The 16,243-nt window shown below is 38.7% G+C and carries 19 protein-coding genes; 10 read left to right on the top strand and 9 right to left on the bottom strand.

The window, feature by feature from the left end:
* Positions 1–2: 2 nt before the first annotated feature.
* Complete coding sequence (locus ACY650_RS07860) at positions 3–941, bottom strand: CPBP family intramembrane glutamic endopeptidase (protein WP_462253462.1); 939 nt, start codon at positions 939–941, stop codon at positions 3–5.
* Between the two features lie 58 nt (positions 942–999).
* Between ACY650_RS07860 and ACY650_RS07855 the strand changes: the two genes are divergently transcribed.
* The 8 genes from ACY650_RS07855 to ACY650_RS07820 all read left to right on the top strand — a co-directional run bounded on the left by ACY650_RS07855 (position 1,000) and on the right by ACY650_RS07820 (position 7,699).
* On the top strand, positions 1,000–1,758 hold the full coding sequence (locus ACY650_RS07855) for an NRDE family protein (protein ID WP_462253460.1): 759 nt from the start codon (positions 1,000–1,002) through the stop codon (positions 1,756–1,758).
* A gap of 4 nt (positions 1,759–1,762) precedes the next feature.
* Entirely contained in the window at positions 1,763–2,200 is a 438-nt protein-coding gene (locus ACY650_RS07850; protein WP_462253458.1) for a PaaI family thioesterase, read from the top strand.
* A complete protein-coding gene (locus tag ACY650_RS07845; RefSeq protein ID WP_462253455.1) occupies positions 2,197–3,396 on the top strand; it encodes an Nramp family divalent metal transporter in 1,200 nt (399 codons plus the stop codon). The genes ACY650_RS07850 and ACY650_RS07845 overlap by 4 nt, the downstream gene beginning before the upstream one ends.
* Positions 3,396–4,136: a 5-oxoprolinase subunit PxpA gene (gene pxpA / locus ACY650_RS07840; protein ID WP_462253453.1), complete on the top strand. Its 741-nt coding sequence runs from the start codon at positions 3,396–3,398 to the stop codon at positions 4,134–4,136. Before ACY650_RS07845 ends, pxpA begins: the two co-directional genes overlap by 1 nt.
* Positions 4,102–4,791: a 5-oxoprolinase subunit B family protein gene (locus ACY650_RS07835; RefSeq protein WP_462253451.1), complete on the top strand. Its 690-nt coding sequence runs from the start codon at positions 4,102–4,104 to the stop codon at positions 4,789–4,791. The genes pxpA and ACY650_RS07835 overlap by 35 nt, the downstream gene beginning before the upstream one ends.
* Positions 4,779–5,609: a 5-oxoprolinase subunit C family protein gene (locus ACY650_RS07830; protein WP_462253449.1), complete on the top strand. Its 831-nt coding sequence runs from the start codon at positions 4,779–4,781 to the stop codon at positions 5,607–5,609. Before ACY650_RS07835 ends, ACY650_RS07830 begins: the two co-directional genes overlap by 13 nt.
* An 82-nt stretch (positions 5,610–5,691) precedes the next feature.
* Entirely contained in the window at positions 5,692–6,642 is a 951-nt protein-coding gene (locus ACY650_RS07825) for a transporter family protein (protein ID WP_462253447.1), read from the top strand.
* 4 nt (positions 6,643–6,646) lie between these two features.
* Positions 6,647–7,699 carry a DUF3179 domain-containing protein gene (locus ACY650_RS07820; protein ID WP_462253445.1) on the top strand — a complete coding sequence of 351 codons (1,053 nt, stop codon included), beginning with the start codon at positions 6,647–6,649 and terminating at the stop codon, positions 7,697–7,699.
* 8 nt (positions 7,700–7,707) lie between these two features.
* Here the strand turns inward: ACY650_RS07820 and ACY650_RS07815 are convergent, their stop codons facing one another.
* The 8 genes from ACY650_RS07815 to ACY650_RS07780 form a co-directional block, all read right to left on the bottom strand.
* Positions 7,708–8,601 (bottom strand): ATP-grasp domain-containing protein, encoded by an 894-nt coding sequence (locus ACY650_RS07815; protein WP_462253443.1) that lies wholly within the window; start codon positions 8,599–8,601, stop codon positions 7,708–7,710.
* Complete coding sequence (locus tag ACY650_RS07810) at positions 8,594–9,496, bottom strand: SDR family oxidoreductase (protein ID WP_462253441.1); 903 nt, start codon at positions 9,494–9,496, stop codon at positions 8,594–8,596. The genes ACY650_RS07815 and ACY650_RS07810 overlap by 8 nt, the downstream gene beginning before the upstream one ends.
* The gene (locus ACY650_RS07805; protein ID WP_462253439.1) at positions 9,496–10,347 is read right to left on the bottom strand and encodes a peptidylprolyl isomerase; all 852 of its coding nucleotides are present in this window, start codon (positions 10,345–10,347) and stop codon (positions 9,496–9,498) included. The genes ACY650_RS07810 and ACY650_RS07805 overlap by 1 nt, the downstream gene beginning before the upstream one ends.
* Before the next feature lie 22 nt (positions 10,348–10,369).
* Entirely contained in the window at positions 10,370–11,299 is a 930-nt protein-coding gene (hemC, locus tag ACY650_RS07800; RefSeq protein ID WP_462253437.1) for a hydroxymethylbilane synthase, read from the bottom strand.
* 15 nt (positions 11,300–11,314) lie between these two features.
* Entirely contained in the window at positions 11,315–12,430 is a 1,116-nt protein-coding gene (locus ACY650_RS07795) for a DNA polymerase III subunit (protein ID WP_462253435.1), read from the bottom strand.
* A 3-nt stretch (positions 12,431–12,433) separates the two neighbouring features.
* A complete protein-coding gene (locus ACY650_RS07790) occupies positions 12,434–13,615 on the bottom strand; it encodes a GlmU family protein (RefSeq protein WP_462253433.1) in 1,182 nt (393 codons plus the stop codon).
* A gap of 87 nt (positions 13,616–13,702) precedes the next feature.
* Positions 13,703–13,948: a type B 50S ribosomal protein L31 gene (locus ACY650_RS07785; RefSeq protein WP_462253431.1), complete on the bottom strand. Its 246-nt coding sequence runs from the start codon at positions 13,946–13,948 to the stop codon at positions 13,703–13,705.
* Positions 13,949–13,955: 7 nt separating this feature from the next.
* The gene (locus tag ACY650_RS07780; RefSeq protein ID WP_462253429.1) at positions 13,956–14,081 is read right to left on the bottom strand and encodes a hypothetical protein; all 126 of its coding nucleotides are present in this window, start codon (positions 14,079–14,081) and stop codon (positions 13,956–13,958) included.
* Between the two features lie 27 nt (positions 14,082–14,108).
* On the opposite strand from ACY650_RS07780, the gene ACY650_RS07775 reads away from it, so the two are divergent.
* Together ACY650_RS07775 and ACY650_RS07770 are read left to right on the top strand one after the other, a co-directional pair.
* On the top strand, positions 14,109–15,749 hold the full coding sequence (locus ACY650_RS07775; protein ID WP_462253427.1) for a hypothetical protein: 1,641 nt from the start codon (positions 14,109–14,111) through the stop codon (positions 15,747–15,749).
* 89 nt (positions 15,750–15,838) lie between these two features.
* Positions 15,839–16,210 carry a hypothetical protein gene (locus ACY650_RS07770; protein ID WP_462253426.1) on the top strand — a complete coding sequence of 124 codons (372 nt, stop codon included), beginning with the start codon at positions 15,839–15,841 and terminating at the stop codon, positions 16,208–16,210.
* Positions 16,211–16,243 lie beyond the last annotated feature (33 nt).

The following is a 16,243-nucleotide window of genomic DNA, read 5'->3' as shown; positions in this document are numbered from 1 at the left end:
GTCTACTGTTGCATCCAGCCAAACAATTCCATCAGCCACGCTACGCCCAGGTGAATGAAAATGCCACCCCAAATATTTCTACTGTAATAAGAGATAATACCAAGTAAATATCCACCAAATATGGAGCTGATTGTTTCACCCATCGGTTTGCCAAAATGTAGGAAAGCATACGTCACAACCATAGGTAATACTGCATAACCGCCAAGTGTGCGAGTGAATGCAAAAATTAAAAATCCGCGAAACACCAGTTCAACAGAAATGAAGTTACTTCCATAGCATAATTCATAAATAGTGACTAGCCACCATTCTGATATGTCCGGGTTTACTTTTAAAAATAAGTTGGCACCCGATCCTCGATATCGCGGGTAAAATTCTTGAATATCACCCATGAAAGACCCAATCCCAATAAAGATCGCAGAGATTCCTAATAGAATTAAGTAAGGCTTAGGGTCAAATCTTTTCCAACTCAACCCGTAGAAGTTATCATCTTCATCTTTCTCTAAGAATCGATAGAGCAAAAGCATCGGGATTACTACGAGGATAAGACTAGCCGACCAATTCACACACCTAATCACAAAATGGTATTCCATTTTAGGCAGATATTTTAGCCATTCAGCAAAGCCATAAAACGAACGATCTAACGATAGAAGACCAAATCCGACAATTAATTTTACCCAGTAGTTTTTGCTAGTAAGCCACTCTTTCTTCTTTCCAAACGCGTATATGATAAGGCATACAACAAAAAATGGGGTAGCATGGAAGAGAAACATCCATAGCCATTTTATTGGCTCGCCGTTATAAGAATCAATGACACTGTCTTCAAAGTCGTATGTATAATTTAACGCTATGCATATAGCGGTAAACAACAAAATGGATACATAAAGCTTCCACTCGAAGTGCTCTTTCTGATAATCTTTAAGGTATTGAAGAACTTTCTTCATTAATGATGTTAATGGAATGAAAAACCTAAATTAGACCATTCATTTGAAAGAATAATCCATGTGTCTCATCACATTCGCATATAAAGCACATCCAAAGTATAAGTTTATACTCGCTGCAAACCGAGACGAATTTTATGCGCGTCCCACTACGCAAGTAAACTGGTGGAATGATCACGCTTCAATCATTGGTGGGAGAGATCTGCAAGCTTTAGGAACATGGATGGCAATGAATAAAAATGGTCGTTTTGCAGCAGTTACTAACTATCGAGATATTCAAAATATCAATCCGGATGCTCAATCTAGGGGAGACCTTTCAGTTAATTTCCTCTTGAATAATCTGACTCCTCAAGAATATGCTCGGGAGGTGTTTGAAACAGGATCGAAATACAATGGATTCAATTTGTTGGTGATGGATGATGAGCTTGCGCATGTCAGCAATTACGATAGTAATGTAAACCTGCTATCTGAAGGAGTTTACGGTCTTAGTAACGCACTGCTTGATACGCCTTGGCCCAAAGTTGCCAGGTCTAAAAAAGCTTTTGAAGCAGCAATTTCATCTGACTTTTCTCTTGAAGACCTTATTCGTGTAATGCAAGATGATGAGCTAGCCCCAGACAATGACCTACCTGAAACAGGATTAGACTATGAACGCGAAAAAGCACTATCAGCGATGTGTATCAGGACTCCTGATTACGGCACTTGCTGCTCTACGGCGATAACTATTGATTACGATGGAAATGTTGAGTTTATGGAAAGAAGTTATCCGGTAGGTGCTCGAAAAGATGGAGCTGTCTCCTTTAATTTCAAAATAGATTGAATTTATGAGTAAGGAACATTTTGAAAAGCTTGAACGGATGTACCTATCAGCAAATATGAATCGAATGATTTATGATTCAACGACGGTGAAGATTGAGGAAGGTACCGCAGTGATAGGTTTAACACTAACTGAAAAGTACTTTCACGCGCTGGGTGCAATGCATGGATCCGTATATTTTAAATTATTGGATGATGCAGCATTCTTTGCGGTAAACTCAGCAGTTACTGACGTTTTCGTTCTTACAAAGTCTTTTAATATTAATTTCAAAAAACCAGTCTCCAATGGAGTTTTAAAAGCCGTGGGGACACTTGAGGAATCATCAGATTATTCATTTCTGGGAAAATCTGAGCTTTTCAATGAAGATGGAGTCCTTGTGGGGTATGGATCCGGCGAATTTGTAAAAAGCAGGGTGGCGCTTTCACCTGATATTGGATATTTATGAAGGGGATAAAAAAATATTTCGGGCCAAGTACGCTTGTAACTGCCGCATTTATAGGCCCTGGTACCTTGACCGTTTGTACAATTAGTGGAGCCAATTTTGGATACACACTTTTATGGGTACTCCTTTTTGCTACTATTTCCACCATTATACTTCAAGAAATGACAGCTCGTCTCGGTTTGATTACTCAGAAAGGGTTGGGAGAGGCTATTCGTGCGCAAATCGAAAATCCTGTTGTCCGAGCTATAGCTATCATACTTGTATTTACAGCCATTATTATTGGAAATGCAGCCTACGAAGCAGGAAATATCTCAGGTGCAGCATTAGGAATTGAAGGAATTTTTGGAGATACAATACCTTGGGCAATGCTCATTGGCGTCGTCTCGTTTGCTATTCTTTTCTTGGGCAAATTTCAACTGATTGAACGTGTATTAATAGGTTTAGTGATGGTAATGAGTACAGTGTTTATAATCACTGCTCTTATTGTCAAACCTGATTTATCTGAGATCTTTTCGGGTCTTTTTATTCCATCAATTACGGATCAAAATCAATTGGCGATTTTGGGGTTGATAGGTACTACTATAGTTCCATATAATCTCTTCTTGCATGCATCATCTGTAAGTAAAAAATGGAAAAAGCAGGAACAATTAGGTGATTTGCGAAAAGAAAATGCTGTAGCCATAGGATTGGGAGGATTGATTTCTATGGCAATTGTGATTACGAGTGCAGCTACTATCTATGGAACAGGTGTTTCTGGTATCAATGAAATGGCTGTACAACTCGAGCCATTACTAGGTAGTTGGGCTAAATATTTCATTGCAATAGGATTGTTTGCTGCAGGGATATCTTCGTCAATTACTGCTCCATTGGCAGCAGCATATGCAGCGCGAGGTGTTTTTGGATGGAAAGAGAAGGCTTCGAGTTGGAAATTCAGAAGTATTTGGATCTTTATCTTAATGATTGGGACCATTTTTTCACTGATTGGATATAAGCCAATTCAGGTGATCCAAGTTGCACAAATTGCAAATGGCGTTTTGCTTCCAGTGATTGTTTCCTTCCTCATTCATCTATGTAATAAAAAATCGTTGCTGGATAACTATGTAAATAAGCCATGGCAAAATATGCTGGCCTTTGTTGTTATCATGGTAAGCCTTGTGGTCAGTTTCCGAAGTTTGAATTCCGTTTTTAACTTTATTTGATGGCTCATCACATTGACCTTAATGCTGACTTGGGAGAACATCCAGATAAAGATCTTGATGAAAAGATTATGCCATTTATTTCATCATGTAACATAGCTTGTGGGGGGCATATTGGAAATGAAGCATCGGTTCGAAAAACAGTATTGTTGGCTAAAAAATTTGGGGTAGCAATAGGCGCGCATCCTTCTTATCCAGATAAAGAAAATTTTGGAAGAAAGATTATTCAGATTCAGCCACAAGAGCTCGCTGAAACTCTTATTGAACAAGTAAATCTTGTAAGGCGTATTTGTGATGAAGAAGGATTAGAGTTGCATCATGTAAAACCTCATGGGGCATTGTACAATCATGCTGCTTCTGAAGACTTCATATCCAAACTTATTTTCAATGTTATGATGGAGGCAGCACCGACTGCTTACTGGATGGGACTTGCAACTTCTGATTCGGAGAAAGTGGCTAAAGAGAATGATTTCCCTTTCATTTCCGAAGGATTTGCAGATAGAAAATATGAAGCCAATGGATCACTAAGATCAAGATCAAAAGAAGGAGCAGTTTTAAATCAGAAAGAAGTTCTTAATCAGGTAGATGAGTTGGTATTGAACAGTCGGGTGATGGCAGATGATTGGATAAACTTAAATATTCAATCCATTTGCTTGCACGGAGATACAGATGGAGCAGTAACTTTAGCAAAAGAGATAAATCAGCATCTTGTCAAAAGAGGTATTCAAATCAAGGCAGTTTAATGGAATATCCTGGAGGGTTTCCTACCTGGGAGAACAAGTGATATTGCTTGAGTGTAGTAAGGAGGTTCCAATTGAGAAAATACACCAATCCAGTCACACCATAGTCTCGACACTAGGAGAGAAGCTATTTGATATAGTTCCAACTTATCATTCCATTGCCGTTTTTACACCCCTGAATATTGAAGAGTTCTTTGAACTACTAGAGAATAGCACTATCCATATTGGATCGGATAATACTTCTAATGAGATCGTTGAACTACCAATTTGTTATGATTTCGGATTGGATTTGGAGAGGCTTGAACAACACACAGGCTGTTCGGCAGATCAACTGATTTCATTGCATATGAAAGGCACCTATAGATGCTTATTTATTGGTTTTACCCCGGGCTTTGTTTATGCCGATGGACTAAACAAAAAACTAGAATGTCCCCGTTTGGAAAAACCGCGCAAGAAAGTATTAGCGGGTTCGGTTGGAATTGCTGGAGATCAAACAGGGATTTATTCCCTTGATAGTCCTGGAGGCTGGAATATAATAGGCCGTACGCCAATAGATATTTTCAGGGTTGACAAACGCCCACCGATGCTAATGGACGTCGGTACCAGGTATAAATTTTATCCAATCACTAAAGTAGAATTCGAAGAATGGGGAAGTTGAAAGTGATTAAAACCGGACCAGCTGCCAGTATTCAAGACTTTGGGAGATTTGGTGTTAGGAGGTACGGAATACCTCAATCGGGAGCTATGGATATTAACATGATGATTCTCGCAAATAAACTTGTTGGCAATGAAGAAGATTTTCCAGTGATTGAATTTGCCATGATGGGTAGTAAGATGGAGGCACTTGAAGAGTCAATAGTTTCTGTTGTTGGTGCAGAATCTATGCTTAATGGTAAGAAGATGTCTAATAAGTCGTTCGAAATGGTCCCTGGGGATCAATTGGAAGTCTCTACTCCAGCGGCAGTTTATGGCTACATAGCTTTGGCAGGCAAAATTCAATCTAAAGTTGATTTTGATAGCAGTTCGACTTACCCTCCGGCAAAATTTGGAGGAATTAATGGAGCACCATTAAAAGCCGGAGATATCCTTGAATCTAAAGGTGACGGTAGGTCAAAAAAAGAATATGATCATCCAGAAATTCGGCCTGAACCAGATGTGGAGATTACTATCATGAAAGGACCAGAATGGGAATATCTTAAGGAGCTTCCTAGTAACAAAACGTTCGTAATAGATTCCTCAAGCAATAGAATGGGAATTCGTTTGATCGGAGAGTTGCAATGCGACTATCGTGAAATCAAATCTTCAGCAGTTGTGCCAGGAATTATTCAATTACCACCAAACGGACAACCCATTGTACTCATGAATGATTGCCAAACTACGGGCGGATATCCTCGCATTGCCAAAGTAATTAAAGAAGATTTAGGCAAGCTGGCTCAAGTAAAAGCAGGTGGTAAGATATCTTTCAATACGATTTAATATTGTGTATTTCTGACGACACATGATGTCAAAACAACACGCTCAAAGTAATGTAGAGGCATAGGAGGGTAGTTTTACTTGTGTGAAGAGGTTCATAACGATCGTATTACTAGCATTAGTTGCTGCTGAGTTAAATGCTCAATGCTGTTCGGGTGGAGTGCCCATGTCTGGAAATCTTGGTATGCCATTGACTGATGTTGGCACCTTTCAATTGAATCTAAGTTACGACCTTAATAACCTCAAAACTTTAAAGCAGGGATCTACAAAACTGGATGATGACTATAGACAAAGGCTAACGCATTCAGTGCTGCTCGAATTTGGATATTCCATCAATGAACGAATTTCGGTAGATGGATTTTTCTCATTTGTTCGTCAAGAAAGAAGGATTCAGAATCCAGGATCGCAAGAGAATTTTACTAAGTCTGAAGGCATTGGAGATGCGGTATTACTTATTAAGTATAAAATCTTAGAAGGCTTTGCTTTAGGCTATGGAGTAAAAGCCCCGTTTGGATCAAGCGACGAGCTACGAGAAGACGGAGTGCCATTAGGAGCTGACCTACAACCGGGAAGTGGATCATGGGATCAAATATTCTATGGTAGCTATAGCAAAGGATTGAACTCGAGACCTTCATTAAGTGTATTTGGGACTTCTATCTTCCGAATGACGGGTAAAAACAATTCTTATCTCGGATCATCAACTTACGAATTTGGTGATGAATTACAGCTTATCGTTGGAGCGTCGGATCGAATCGTGATGGGAAAATTTTTGATAGACCCTTCCCTAAGGTTCCGATTCCGAAATGTTGGTAGGGATCAATTCGACTCTAACGGTACACCAGGTTCTGGCGGTACATTTTTATTTATCAATCCAGGGCTTTCATGGCAGCTGGGTCAAAATATAGCATATCAGGTAAATGTAGAATTGCCTCTATATGCAAAAGTTAACGAGGCTCAATTAGCTCCTACTTTCAGAATAAACACTGGAATTCAAATTAGAATTAGAAGAAAAGATGATTTACAATTTCAGCCATAAGAAGATGAAAAATATTATAAACTATTTGATTGTTATTGCGCTGCTTACTGCTTCATGCAAGGATGATGACGCTGGCGCAAATGTTGGAGGACCGTGGTCTATACCTCAGAATGAGGTATTAGATGGAGGACCTGGCAAAGACGGCATTCCGGCGTTAGTAGACCCAGAGATGGTGACTGTAGGTGGAAGTAATCTGGATTATCTCAATGATGACGACTTGGTAATTGGCATTAAAAGAGGTGATGACATTCGAGCTTATGCTCATCCTATTTTAGATTGGCATGAAATCATCAATGACCAAATAGGTGACGACTTTGTTGCAATTACCTATTGTCCGCTTACCGGAACTGCAATTGGATGGGATAGGCACGTAAATGGGGAGCTTACCACATTTGGTGTTTCTGGATTGCTATATCAATCTAATCTTATCCCTTATGATCGCAGTACCGACAGCAATTACAGTCAGATGTTAACAATTGGAGTGAATGGAGATCAAATTGATAATCGACCATCAACGCATCATTTGGTGGAGACTACTTGGGCAACATGGAAGCGTTGGTATCCAGAAACTAAGATTACTTCTAGTCGGACAGGTCATAACCGTTCTTATGGATTTTATCCATACGGAGATTATATGAATACTGAGAATCTGATTTTTCCAATAAGCAATCCAGATGGAAGATTACATGCCAAAGAAAGAGTTCTTGGTGTAGTTGGTCAAAATGAGTCAGTAATTGCATTTCAGTTTGATTCATTTACTGAGAATGCAGTAATTGATACAGAGATTGATGGTGAGAGATTAATCATAATAGGTAGTCAAAATGAAAATTGGATGTTGGCCTTTAAGCCGGCCACAATAGATGGACAGCAACCCATTTACAGTATTTCTGATCAGGGAGCTATATTATTTACTGATGATTTCGGGAATCAATATGATGGATTTGGGACCATAGTAGAAGGACCAAATGTTGGAATGCAATTAGAGACTTATGAGTCTTTTATTGGGTTTTGGTTTGCTTGGGCCACGTTTTACCCGCAGGTACAAATTTTCGAATAGTCAGATAGCTATTTTAGAAGTTTTGCAACTTCGCTGGCCAGAGCTTCTGCAGAGGAGTGATTTTTTCTAAACCACATTTCTGGTTCTACAAGCTCAAGTTCTGATATAGCAGGATTTCCATTGTTATCGTTGACAATATCCACTCTGGCATATAGAGGCATGTATTCACAGGCTTTAACTGCTTTAATGGCAAGATCAATTTCTTCTTGTGTTGGATCGTAATCTTCTACTGTACCACCAAAATCATCTTGCACTCTAAAATCACCTTGCTTTGCAACCTTTAAAACTGCATGGGTATACTCACCACCAATTAGCATCAGCGAAATTTCACCACGATTTACAACGTCGTTCTGGAAGGGCTGGATCATCATCGTCTCATCTTTGATGAGTTCTGAGAATCTAGCTTCATACTGATTTAAATTGTCTTCAGTCAACTTAAATGTATCCTTAGCTGCAGCTGAAATTGCAGGCTTAAGAACCGTATGATTCCAGCCTAATTCTTGATGGATTTGAGCAAGTGATCGATTGTCTCCAGGCTCTACAAAATAAGTCTCAACTATTCGTACTCCTTCATTTTTAAGATCTTCTAGATAATGCTTATCTAAATTCCAGATGATTGTTTCATAGTCATTGACAAGTTTTGTCAGCATGGAAACTTCCATTAGCCAATCACTAAACGCCGTAAACTTTTCAGCATAGTCCCACGTGGTTCGAAAAAGTGCAATTTTGGTGCTTGACCAATCAAATGACTCATCAGACCAAGCGACCTTTTTCGTACTGAAACCTCGTTTATCCAAGGCTTCCATGACCAATCTATCTTCTGTTATTACATTCTCAATGTATTCACTTTTTTTGGCAGGGTTGACGTAACGTTCGTCTGTAAGTATTACAACATCATACATAAGACAGTTGTGATTTCATTATAGCTAATCCTTCTGTAAAGCTAACAGGTTCGTACCCCAATTCCCTTTGAGCTTTATCCAAAATAAATCCTGTCTTAGCTGGTCTCTTAGCTGGTTGAGTAAAAATAGAACCGTCTACTTCTTCAATTAGTGATTTATCTAGATCGAAAAAGTCTGCGGTTGCAATTGCCATATCATATGGAGAGAGCATGTCTTTACCAGAAATATGAAATATTCCCTGTAATTTATTATCTGCAATAAGTGAACAGCCAATTGCTAAATCTTCAGCAAGTGTCGGAGTACGCCATTGATCATTTACAACTTTAATTGCTTTACCTTCTTCAAGGCTTTTCTTTACCCAAAGAATAATGTTTGATCTACTCATGTCTGGGACTATTCCATATACAAGCATCGTTCGTACTATAGCATGATCAATACCACTTTCAATTACTAGCTTTTCCGACTGAAGCTTGCTTTTAGCATATTGACTTAGTGGATTCGGGATGTCATCCTCTTTGTAAGGACCATTTTCACCATCAAAGATGAAATCAGTAGATAAATGGATCAGGAAGGATTCTGTTTGCTTACAGGCCTGTATCAAATTAGCTACTGCATCCACATTTAGCTTCTTACAATTAACTGGATCAAGTTCACATTGATCAACATGAGTCATCGCGGCAGTATTGATAACTATATCTGGATTATGATATGAAATCAACTTTTCTGTATCGACGAGCGATGTTATATCCAATTCTGAGTAGATACTAGATTTTGAAGGGTTTCTATCTGGACCCTTACCAGTTGCAATTACTTGTATATCAGTTCGCTCGCCATATAGTTTTACTAACTTTTGGCCTAATAGGCCATTGGATCCGGTAATTAAAATTTTTGTCATTATTTATCCGACGGATATTCGTATCCGTATGTTTCTGTGATCTTTTTTCTACTCATTTCAATCACTTCCATAGTTACAAATACGGGCTCAATTGGAGTGGACATTTCACCAGTAGATGGATTTCTGCGAGTATCAATAGCTGCGATCTTATCGATCACATCCAAACCTTCAATTACCCTACCGAATATTGTGTATTCACCATCAAGGAATGAAGATCCACCCACTCCCTTATATGCTTCTGGATATTGTGACACATCTGCCGTAAGATCTACTCCAAACTTTTCTTCGACAAGGCCTCTGTTTGCAATAGCCAGATTGTTCATCCCTTTGCTATCTCTATTTCTGGCTAATTCTTGAAATTGTTTTAGTAAATCAGCATGTGCAGTGTCTTGTAGTAGCTCGCTAACTTTTTGATTTAACAATCTCATATTTATAGACATCATATCCCACGACATCCCATCGACAATATAATATTGAGTAGCTGATGACATTTTCTCTGGATTCATGCTATCTGGCTGACGTGCTGCTGCTAGGGCACCTTTAGTGTGATAATAGCCCTCAACAAACTCTGCAGGAATACGATCATCTGGTCCGTCCGAAACACGTTTGTCTGGTCTTACATTTCCTCCTTGGATCATGAAATCCTCTAGCACTCTATGGAAATTGCTGCTGTCGTATGCGCCAGTTTTTGCAAGTTCCAAGAAATTTTTCTTGTGAAGTGGAGTATCATCATATAATACTACGGTCATATCACCAAACTCCGTTTTTATCTTCACTAAGTAATCTTTGTTCTTATCGCCACATCCAGCAATTATGCCTATGATAAATAGTGAAAGTATAAGCTTCTTCATTGTCTAATATTTTTGTTCAAAATTATTTCGAAATAGTTGATTTAATATCTTCAAGAACTTTCTTTCCTCCGCTTTCTAATATTTCCTCTGCTAGCGAAGTTCCTAATTCTTGAGGATTTGATCCATACATTGTTCGTTGAATTAATTGCTTCCCATCAAGGCTTGCAATTCCTCCCTTCAAAACGATCTGTCCATCCATCTCCATTTGAGCATGTCCAAAAACTGGAATACTACATCCTCCATCCATTCTTCTAAGGTATGCACGCTCAGTTAAAACCATCTTTTCCGTAAGTGGATGGTTCGTTGCTTTTTTGATGGCTTTTGAAAGCTCTGAATCTAAATTCTCATAAATTTCAATTGCAACTGCACCTTGCCCTACTGGCGGTATGAATCGATCGGTATCAAACCAGTAGCGAACCATCGAATCATAATCCATTCGTCTTACTCCAGCATAAGCTAGAACCAAACCGTCCATAATACCGGTTTTCATTTTCTCAATCCTTGTTTGGAGATTGCCTCTTACATCAATAGTGGTAATGTGCGGATAATAATGCTTGAGCATTGCAATCCTACGAGTGCTTGAGGTCCCAAGAATTAGCTGAGGATTATTAAGATCAATTTCTTTGTCGGAGACAATAACATCATCCGGAGATTCTCTTTCACAAACTGAAAGTACATCAAAGCCATCCGGAAGCTTTGATTGAAGATCTTTTGCACTATGCACAGCAATGTCTATTTGCTTTCTCCTAAGCATCATTTCCAACTCTTCAGTAAATACCCCTTTACTTCCAATTTTGGACAAGGCTACATTCTGAATTTTATCGCCTTTTGTCTCTATAGGCATAAGCTGTGGCTGAAATCCTGCTGCATCAAGTAAGTCTGCGACATAGTTGGCTTGCCACATAGCCAGCTTACTTTTTCTAGTACCTATTTTTATAATCTTTCGCTCCATGCTGTTATTAAAAGTCTAGCTCGCTAATACTCGAGTGATATCTAAGGATAAATTTAGATGAGTAATACGTGGATTTGAATTCCTCTCCAAATGAATAAGCGCTTCGTTGCTTAGCTCATATACCTTTTCTAGCTTATGAATCCCTAGTTTATCTGCAAACTTTCCAATGAATGAAACTTCAGCTTCATTTTGAGAAGGTAGTTGCTGTCCGGAGGAATGCACAACCGCATTTCGAATCAGAGAGATCGCAAAGTTTAAGTTTGTTTTTTGCATCGCTTTTCCGGATTTAGAAAACACCTCACTTCTATGTACTAAGCCCGTAAGGTTACGATTCCAACATTCCAGCATCCATCGTTGGAAATCTTCATATTCTTGAGATTCGCCAGCTTCCGCGACATGTAGCGCCAATCCAATTTTTCCTTCTGAAAGTTTGGCCGATTGGTTGGCATTTTTGGTTTCCACTCCTCGAGATTCTAAATAGGACTGAATCTCTTCTGTACTATTCGGGGGGACATTCACCAATTGAGTTCTAGAAGTTATGGTTGCCAATAGACTATCATAGCTATAAGACGCTAATAGATATATGGTCTTCTCGGGTGGCTCTTCTAAAATCTTGAGGATAGCGTTTGCAGAGCTAGAATTCATCAGTTCAGGAATCCAAATCAAAAGAATTTTAAATCCGCCTTCGACCGATCGCATGCTCACATTTTTGAGCATCTGTCGGCTATCTTGTCTGCTTATTAGTAGATTCTTGTTTTCCTGTCCATACTTCCGCGTCCATGCCTCCAGGTCCCCAAATGGTGATTCCATTACAAATTCCCTAAACGTGGGGATGGCCTCAGCAAGAACCTTTTCATACTTATTTTCTGCTGCGGATACCTTTGGGAAATGTAAGTGAATGTCAGGATGAACAAGTTTATTAATCCTCACACAATTTGCACAAGTTCCGCAACTATCTTCCTCGGTTTTGTTTTCGCACATGAGGTAGCTGGCGTAAGCTAAAGCCATCGGCAAAACTGCAGTCCCTGGTCTACCAGCAAAAAGTTGAGCATGTGCTACTTTACCTCTTTGATAAGCAGAGATAAGCTGCTTTTTTAGCTCGTAAAGTCCTGGTATTGTTGAAAATTGCATGAATTATTTCTTGTCCCACACCCTATTTTCGGATGTGATTTCAAAGATATGCGATAGCATCGCTTTGTCTGCTTCAGTTAGCGATTTGTTTCTCCTTTTCATCACAAGTTCAGCCGTTTCAAAAACTTTCCTGGTTTGATAAGTTGAAAATCCTGAAGACCCACCCCAAGCAAATGATGGAATGATGGTGCGTGGGAATCCATCCCCAAAGATATTCGCAGAAACACCTACGGTGGTTCCTGTATTGAACATGGTATTAATTCCACATTTGGAATGATCTCCCATTATCAAGCCGCAAAATTGAAGTCCAGTATCTTTGAATCTCCCACTTGCAAAATCCCACATTTTAACGCTGGCGTAATTATTCTTCAAGTTAGAATTGTTAGTATCCGCACCTAGATTACACCATTCACCGATGACTGAATTTCCAAGGAACCCTTCATGCCCTTTGTTTGAATAACCAAAGATCACAGAGTTTGAGACCTCTCCACCTACCTTACTGTGTGGTCCTATGGTGGTATCTGCTTTGATTTTTGATCCCATATTCACAACCGAGTGTTCGCACAGCGCAAATGGTCCTCTGATCAATGACCCTTCTTGAATTTCGGAATCCTTTCCAATATAAATGGGACCGTTCTCAGCATTTAAAACCGCAGCTTTAACAATTGCTCCTTCCTCAATAAAAATGTGGTTCCCATAAGTCTTGGTATGCGGGTCATTCAAACTGCAAGACTTTCTTCCTTGGGTTAGTAAGTCAAAATCGGACTTAATTGCATCACCATTTAGTTTGAATATATCCCACGGATAAGACACCTGTGTTAGTTCATCTAATATCACTACATCTCTTGTCCCAACTTCAAAAGCTTCGTCTTCATCAAAGAATCCGGCGATAATGTGATCATTAGAAACAATCACCTCATTTTCCTTCAAATCGGAAATCACATGAAGAAGTTCTTTTGTGGGGAGCACATTACCTAATATGGTTAGTGATCTGCTTTCTGGTCGATCAAACAACTCACTTAAATATTCTTGTGATCTAAAATGGGCTTTTGATGAATTGAGTTGAGCAATCCACTTTTCGTGAATTTTTAAAATACCAACGCGAACATCTGATACAGGGCGAGTATAACTCAATGGTAGCATTTGCTTCCATGATTCTTCAGTGTCTATGAAGGTTATTTGCATGAATCAAACTTAGTTTGTTTTGGCAAAAGGGCACAAAAAAAGTCTTCAGGAAAACCCGAAGACTTTGAATTTTTTTGACAATTGGAATTACTTCTTCTTGTACTTTCTGTTGAATTTCTCCACTCGACCAGCAGTATCCAAGAAAATTTTCTTTCCTGTATAGAATGGGTGAGATGCAGAACTAACTTCGACTTTGATCAAAGGATATTCGTTGCCGTCTTCCCACTTGATCGTCTCTTTTGAAGTCATTGTTGATTTCGTCAAAAATTTGAAATCACTTGTAGTATCAAGAAAAACAACTTCGTTGTACTCTGGATGTATATCTTTTTTCATGAGTCTTTTATTTCTTTCTATTGTCAGATGAAAATTCGCATGTTCTTCCATGCTTGTCTCCACCACTTTTTGTCTCGTTTTCAAAAAGGATGGCAAAGATAGACATTATTTTATCTTCTTCAAACCCATTCATTCAACTAAAATGGAATATGTTTGATTCATGAGAAAAATATTTTGGATTATTAATCTTCTCACCACCAGTATCTTGTGTGCTCAGACAACTGATTTTGCGCTTGGTCATGCAATATATCAAATTACCGAAATGGAAGATATTCGTAGCACTGAGGGTTTCAGTTCTACTTTAAAGCCATTTTCGAGACAGTCCGTCTATGATTTGACGTTAGCCAATTCTAGCTTATACCTGAGCAAAGAGCTACGTTCATTCAGCAATGATTCAACAAAATCCACTAAACCACTTTTTAAGAAGCTCTACACATATCCAGCAGATATGTATTTCTATCAAGACAAAAGCTTGGAGCTTCACGTCAATCCGGTTGCTCACATATCATATAGCAAAACAAATGATGCATTGGGATCTGCCTATGTAAATAGTAGAGGAATAGAATTAAGGGGTAGGATAGATGAGAAAATCGCATTCTATACCATGGTGACAGAAAATCAAGCTAGATATCCTGTTTATGTGAATGACATTCGCGATAGTACGCTTGTTGTACCTTACGAAGGATTTTGGAAGCAGTTTGGAGGCACTGGAGTAGATTTCTTACGAGCTCAAGGATATATTGATTTTGGAATTACAAGAAGTATTTCGGCTCAATTAGGATTTGGAAAGCATTTTGTCGGTAATGGGGTTAGATCCTTGATATTGTCGGATTATTCTAATAATTATCCCTATCTGAGAATTAATACAGAAACAAAAATCTTTGATTACACGAATGTTTTCGCTGAATTAATCCCCGGAGTAAGAGGCGGAACTTTTGGACTTGAAGGAACAGGCGGCTTTGGGAAAAAATATATGGCCTTTCATCACCTGAATATTAAAATCAAGCCGAACCTACATATTGGTCTCTTTGAATCAGTGATGTATGGTGATTCTACCGGCGGACTCAAAGTAGAATACTTAAATCCAATAATCTTTTACCGAGCAGTCGAACAACAGAATGGCAGTGAAGACAATGCCTTTCTTGGAATGGATTTTAAATGGAACATAAAAAATAGGATTTCATTATATGGTCAACTTGTAATAGATGAAATGGTAGTCTCAGAAGTTTTTGCTGGAAATGGATGGTGGGGGAATAAGCAAGGATTTCAATTGGGAGCTAAGTACTTAGCGCCCTTTAACGTTGAAAACTTAATGGTTCAGGCCGAAGTGAATCGGGTACGACCATACACATATGCCCATGAAAATGGTTTTACAAGTTATAGCCATTATAACCTTCCTCTTGCACATCCATTGGGAGCTAATTTCACTGAATACATAGCCAGAGCCACGTATAGACTCAATGATCAATGGAGTTTTGAAGGTATGTTTATGAGGGCAAGCTATGGAAATGACATTGGAGACGTAAACTATGGTCGAGATATTTTAAAGGACTACTTGGTAAGAAGGCCTGATGGTAGCGGTGGGAATTTAGATTTTGGAAATGATCATCTGCAGGGAAATAAAACAAATTTGAACATGTTGTTTCTAAGAGCAAGCTATATGGCTAAACATAACTTGTTCGTGGATCTAGATGCTACTATCAGACAGGAGGCTGACTCAGAAGGGATGATAGATACATCATACTCAGTTTTAGGACTATCAATACGATGGAATATGCCATCAAGAAGATATTTGTTTTAAGAACTCAGAAATATGTTCTTTTACCTTTAAGAAAATTATCTGTTTTAAAACTTCAAAAGTTTCATAACTTTCAGGCATACTCAAGACTAATGCAAAGGTTTAAACTCATCTTCCATATTTTGTACGTCATTATCGCTTTGGTAATAATGTACTTTTCAGTGGATATACTGCTAAATACTGAACAGTATTTATCGAAGATCAAGCTTTCCTCCTATATTAAGTTCCCTAGGTATGTAATGGGGCTTTTTCTATTTATTTCGATTTTAATGCTGGTTGAATTCGTGCTTGCACAATTGAAGATTCATAGTATTAAGAGTGGAATAGATGATCTGAAATCCGAGATCGTAGAGCTAAAAGCAAAACTTTACGATAAGGCCCAGGAGGGAGATGATGATCCTGAAGAAGATGATGAGGATGATTCTGAAGAAGGAGACGAGGACGAGGACGACGAGGATAATTAATTACTCAACTACCACCATTTGTTATTCAATAAT

It is taken from the genome of Ekhidna sp. (assembly GCF_963691765.1).
Lineage (GTDB): Bacteria > Bacteroidota > Bacteroidia > Cytophagales > Cyclobacteriaceae > Ekhidna.
The sequence above is the reverse complement of the archived record's forward strand: the minus strand, read 5'-3'. Positions and strand labels throughout refer to the sequence as shown.

Bases quoted from the DNA above. Each gene is read 5' to 3' on its own strand.
- ACY650_RS07860 (WP_462253462.1), bottom strand. From the start codon at position 941: ATGAAGAAAGTTCTTCAATACCTTAAAGATTATCAGAAAGAGCACTTC.
- ACY650_RS07855 (WP_462253460.1), top strand. From the start codon at position 1,000: ATGTGTCTCATCACATTCGCATATAAAGCACATCCAAAGTATAAGTTT.
- ACY650_RS07850 (WP_462253458.1), top strand. From the start codon at position 1,763: ATGAGTAAGGAACATTTTGAAAAGCTTGAACGGATGTACCTATCAGCA.
- ACY650_RS07845 (WP_462253455.1), top strand. From the start codon at position 2,197: ATGAAGGGGATAAAAAAATATTTCGGGCCAAGTACGCTTGTAACTGCC.
- pxpA (WP_462253453.1), top strand. From the start codon at position 3,396: ATGGCTCATCACATTGACCTTAATGCTGACTTGGGAGAACATCCAGAT.
- ACY650_RS07830 (WP_462253449.1), top strand. From the start codon at position 4,779: ATGGGGAAGTTGAAAGTGATTAAAACCGGACCAGCTGCCAGTATTCAA.
- ACY650_RS07820 (WP_462253445.1), top strand. From the start codon at position 6,647: ATGAAAAATATTATAAACTATTTGATTGTTATTGCGCTGCTTACTGCT.
- ACY650_RS07815 (WP_462253443.1), bottom strand. From the start codon at position 8,601: ATGTATGATGTTGTAATACTTACAGACGAACGTTACGTCAACCCTGCC.
- ACY650_RS07810 (WP_462253441.1), bottom strand. From the start codon at position 9,496: ATGACAAAAATTTTAATTACCGGATCCAATGGCCTATTAGGCCAAAAG.
- ACY650_RS07805 (WP_462253439.1), bottom strand. From the start codon at position 10,347: ATGAAGAAGCTTATACTTTCACTATTTATCATAGGCATAATTGCTGGA.
- hemC (WP_462253437.1), bottom strand. From the start codon at position 11,299: ATGGAGCGAAAGATTATAAAAATAGGTACTAGAAAAAGTAAGCTGGCT.
- ACY650_RS07795 (WP_462253435.1), bottom strand. From the start codon at position 12,430: ATGCAATTTTCAACAATACCAGGACTTTACGAGCTAAAAAAGCAGCTT.
- ACY650_RS07790 (WP_462253433.1), bottom strand. From the start codon at position 13,615: ATGCAAATAACCTTCATAGACACTGAAGAATCATGGAAGCAAATGCTA.
- ACY650_RS07785 (WP_462253431.1), bottom strand. From the start codon at position 13,948: ATGAAAAAAGATATACATCCAGAGTACAACGAAGTTGTTTTTCTTGAT.
- ACY650_RS07780 (WP_462253429.1), bottom strand. From the start codon at position 14,081: ATGAATGGGTTTGAAGAAGATAAAATAATGTCTATCTTTGCCATCCTT.
- ACY650_RS07775 (WP_462253427.1), top strand. From the start codon at position 14,109: ATGAGAAAAATATTTTGGATTATTAATCTTCTCACCACCAGTATCTTG.
- ACY650_RS07770 (WP_462253426.1), top strand. From the start codon at position 15,839: ATGCAAAGGTTTAAACTCATCTTCCATATTTTGTACGTCATTATCGCT.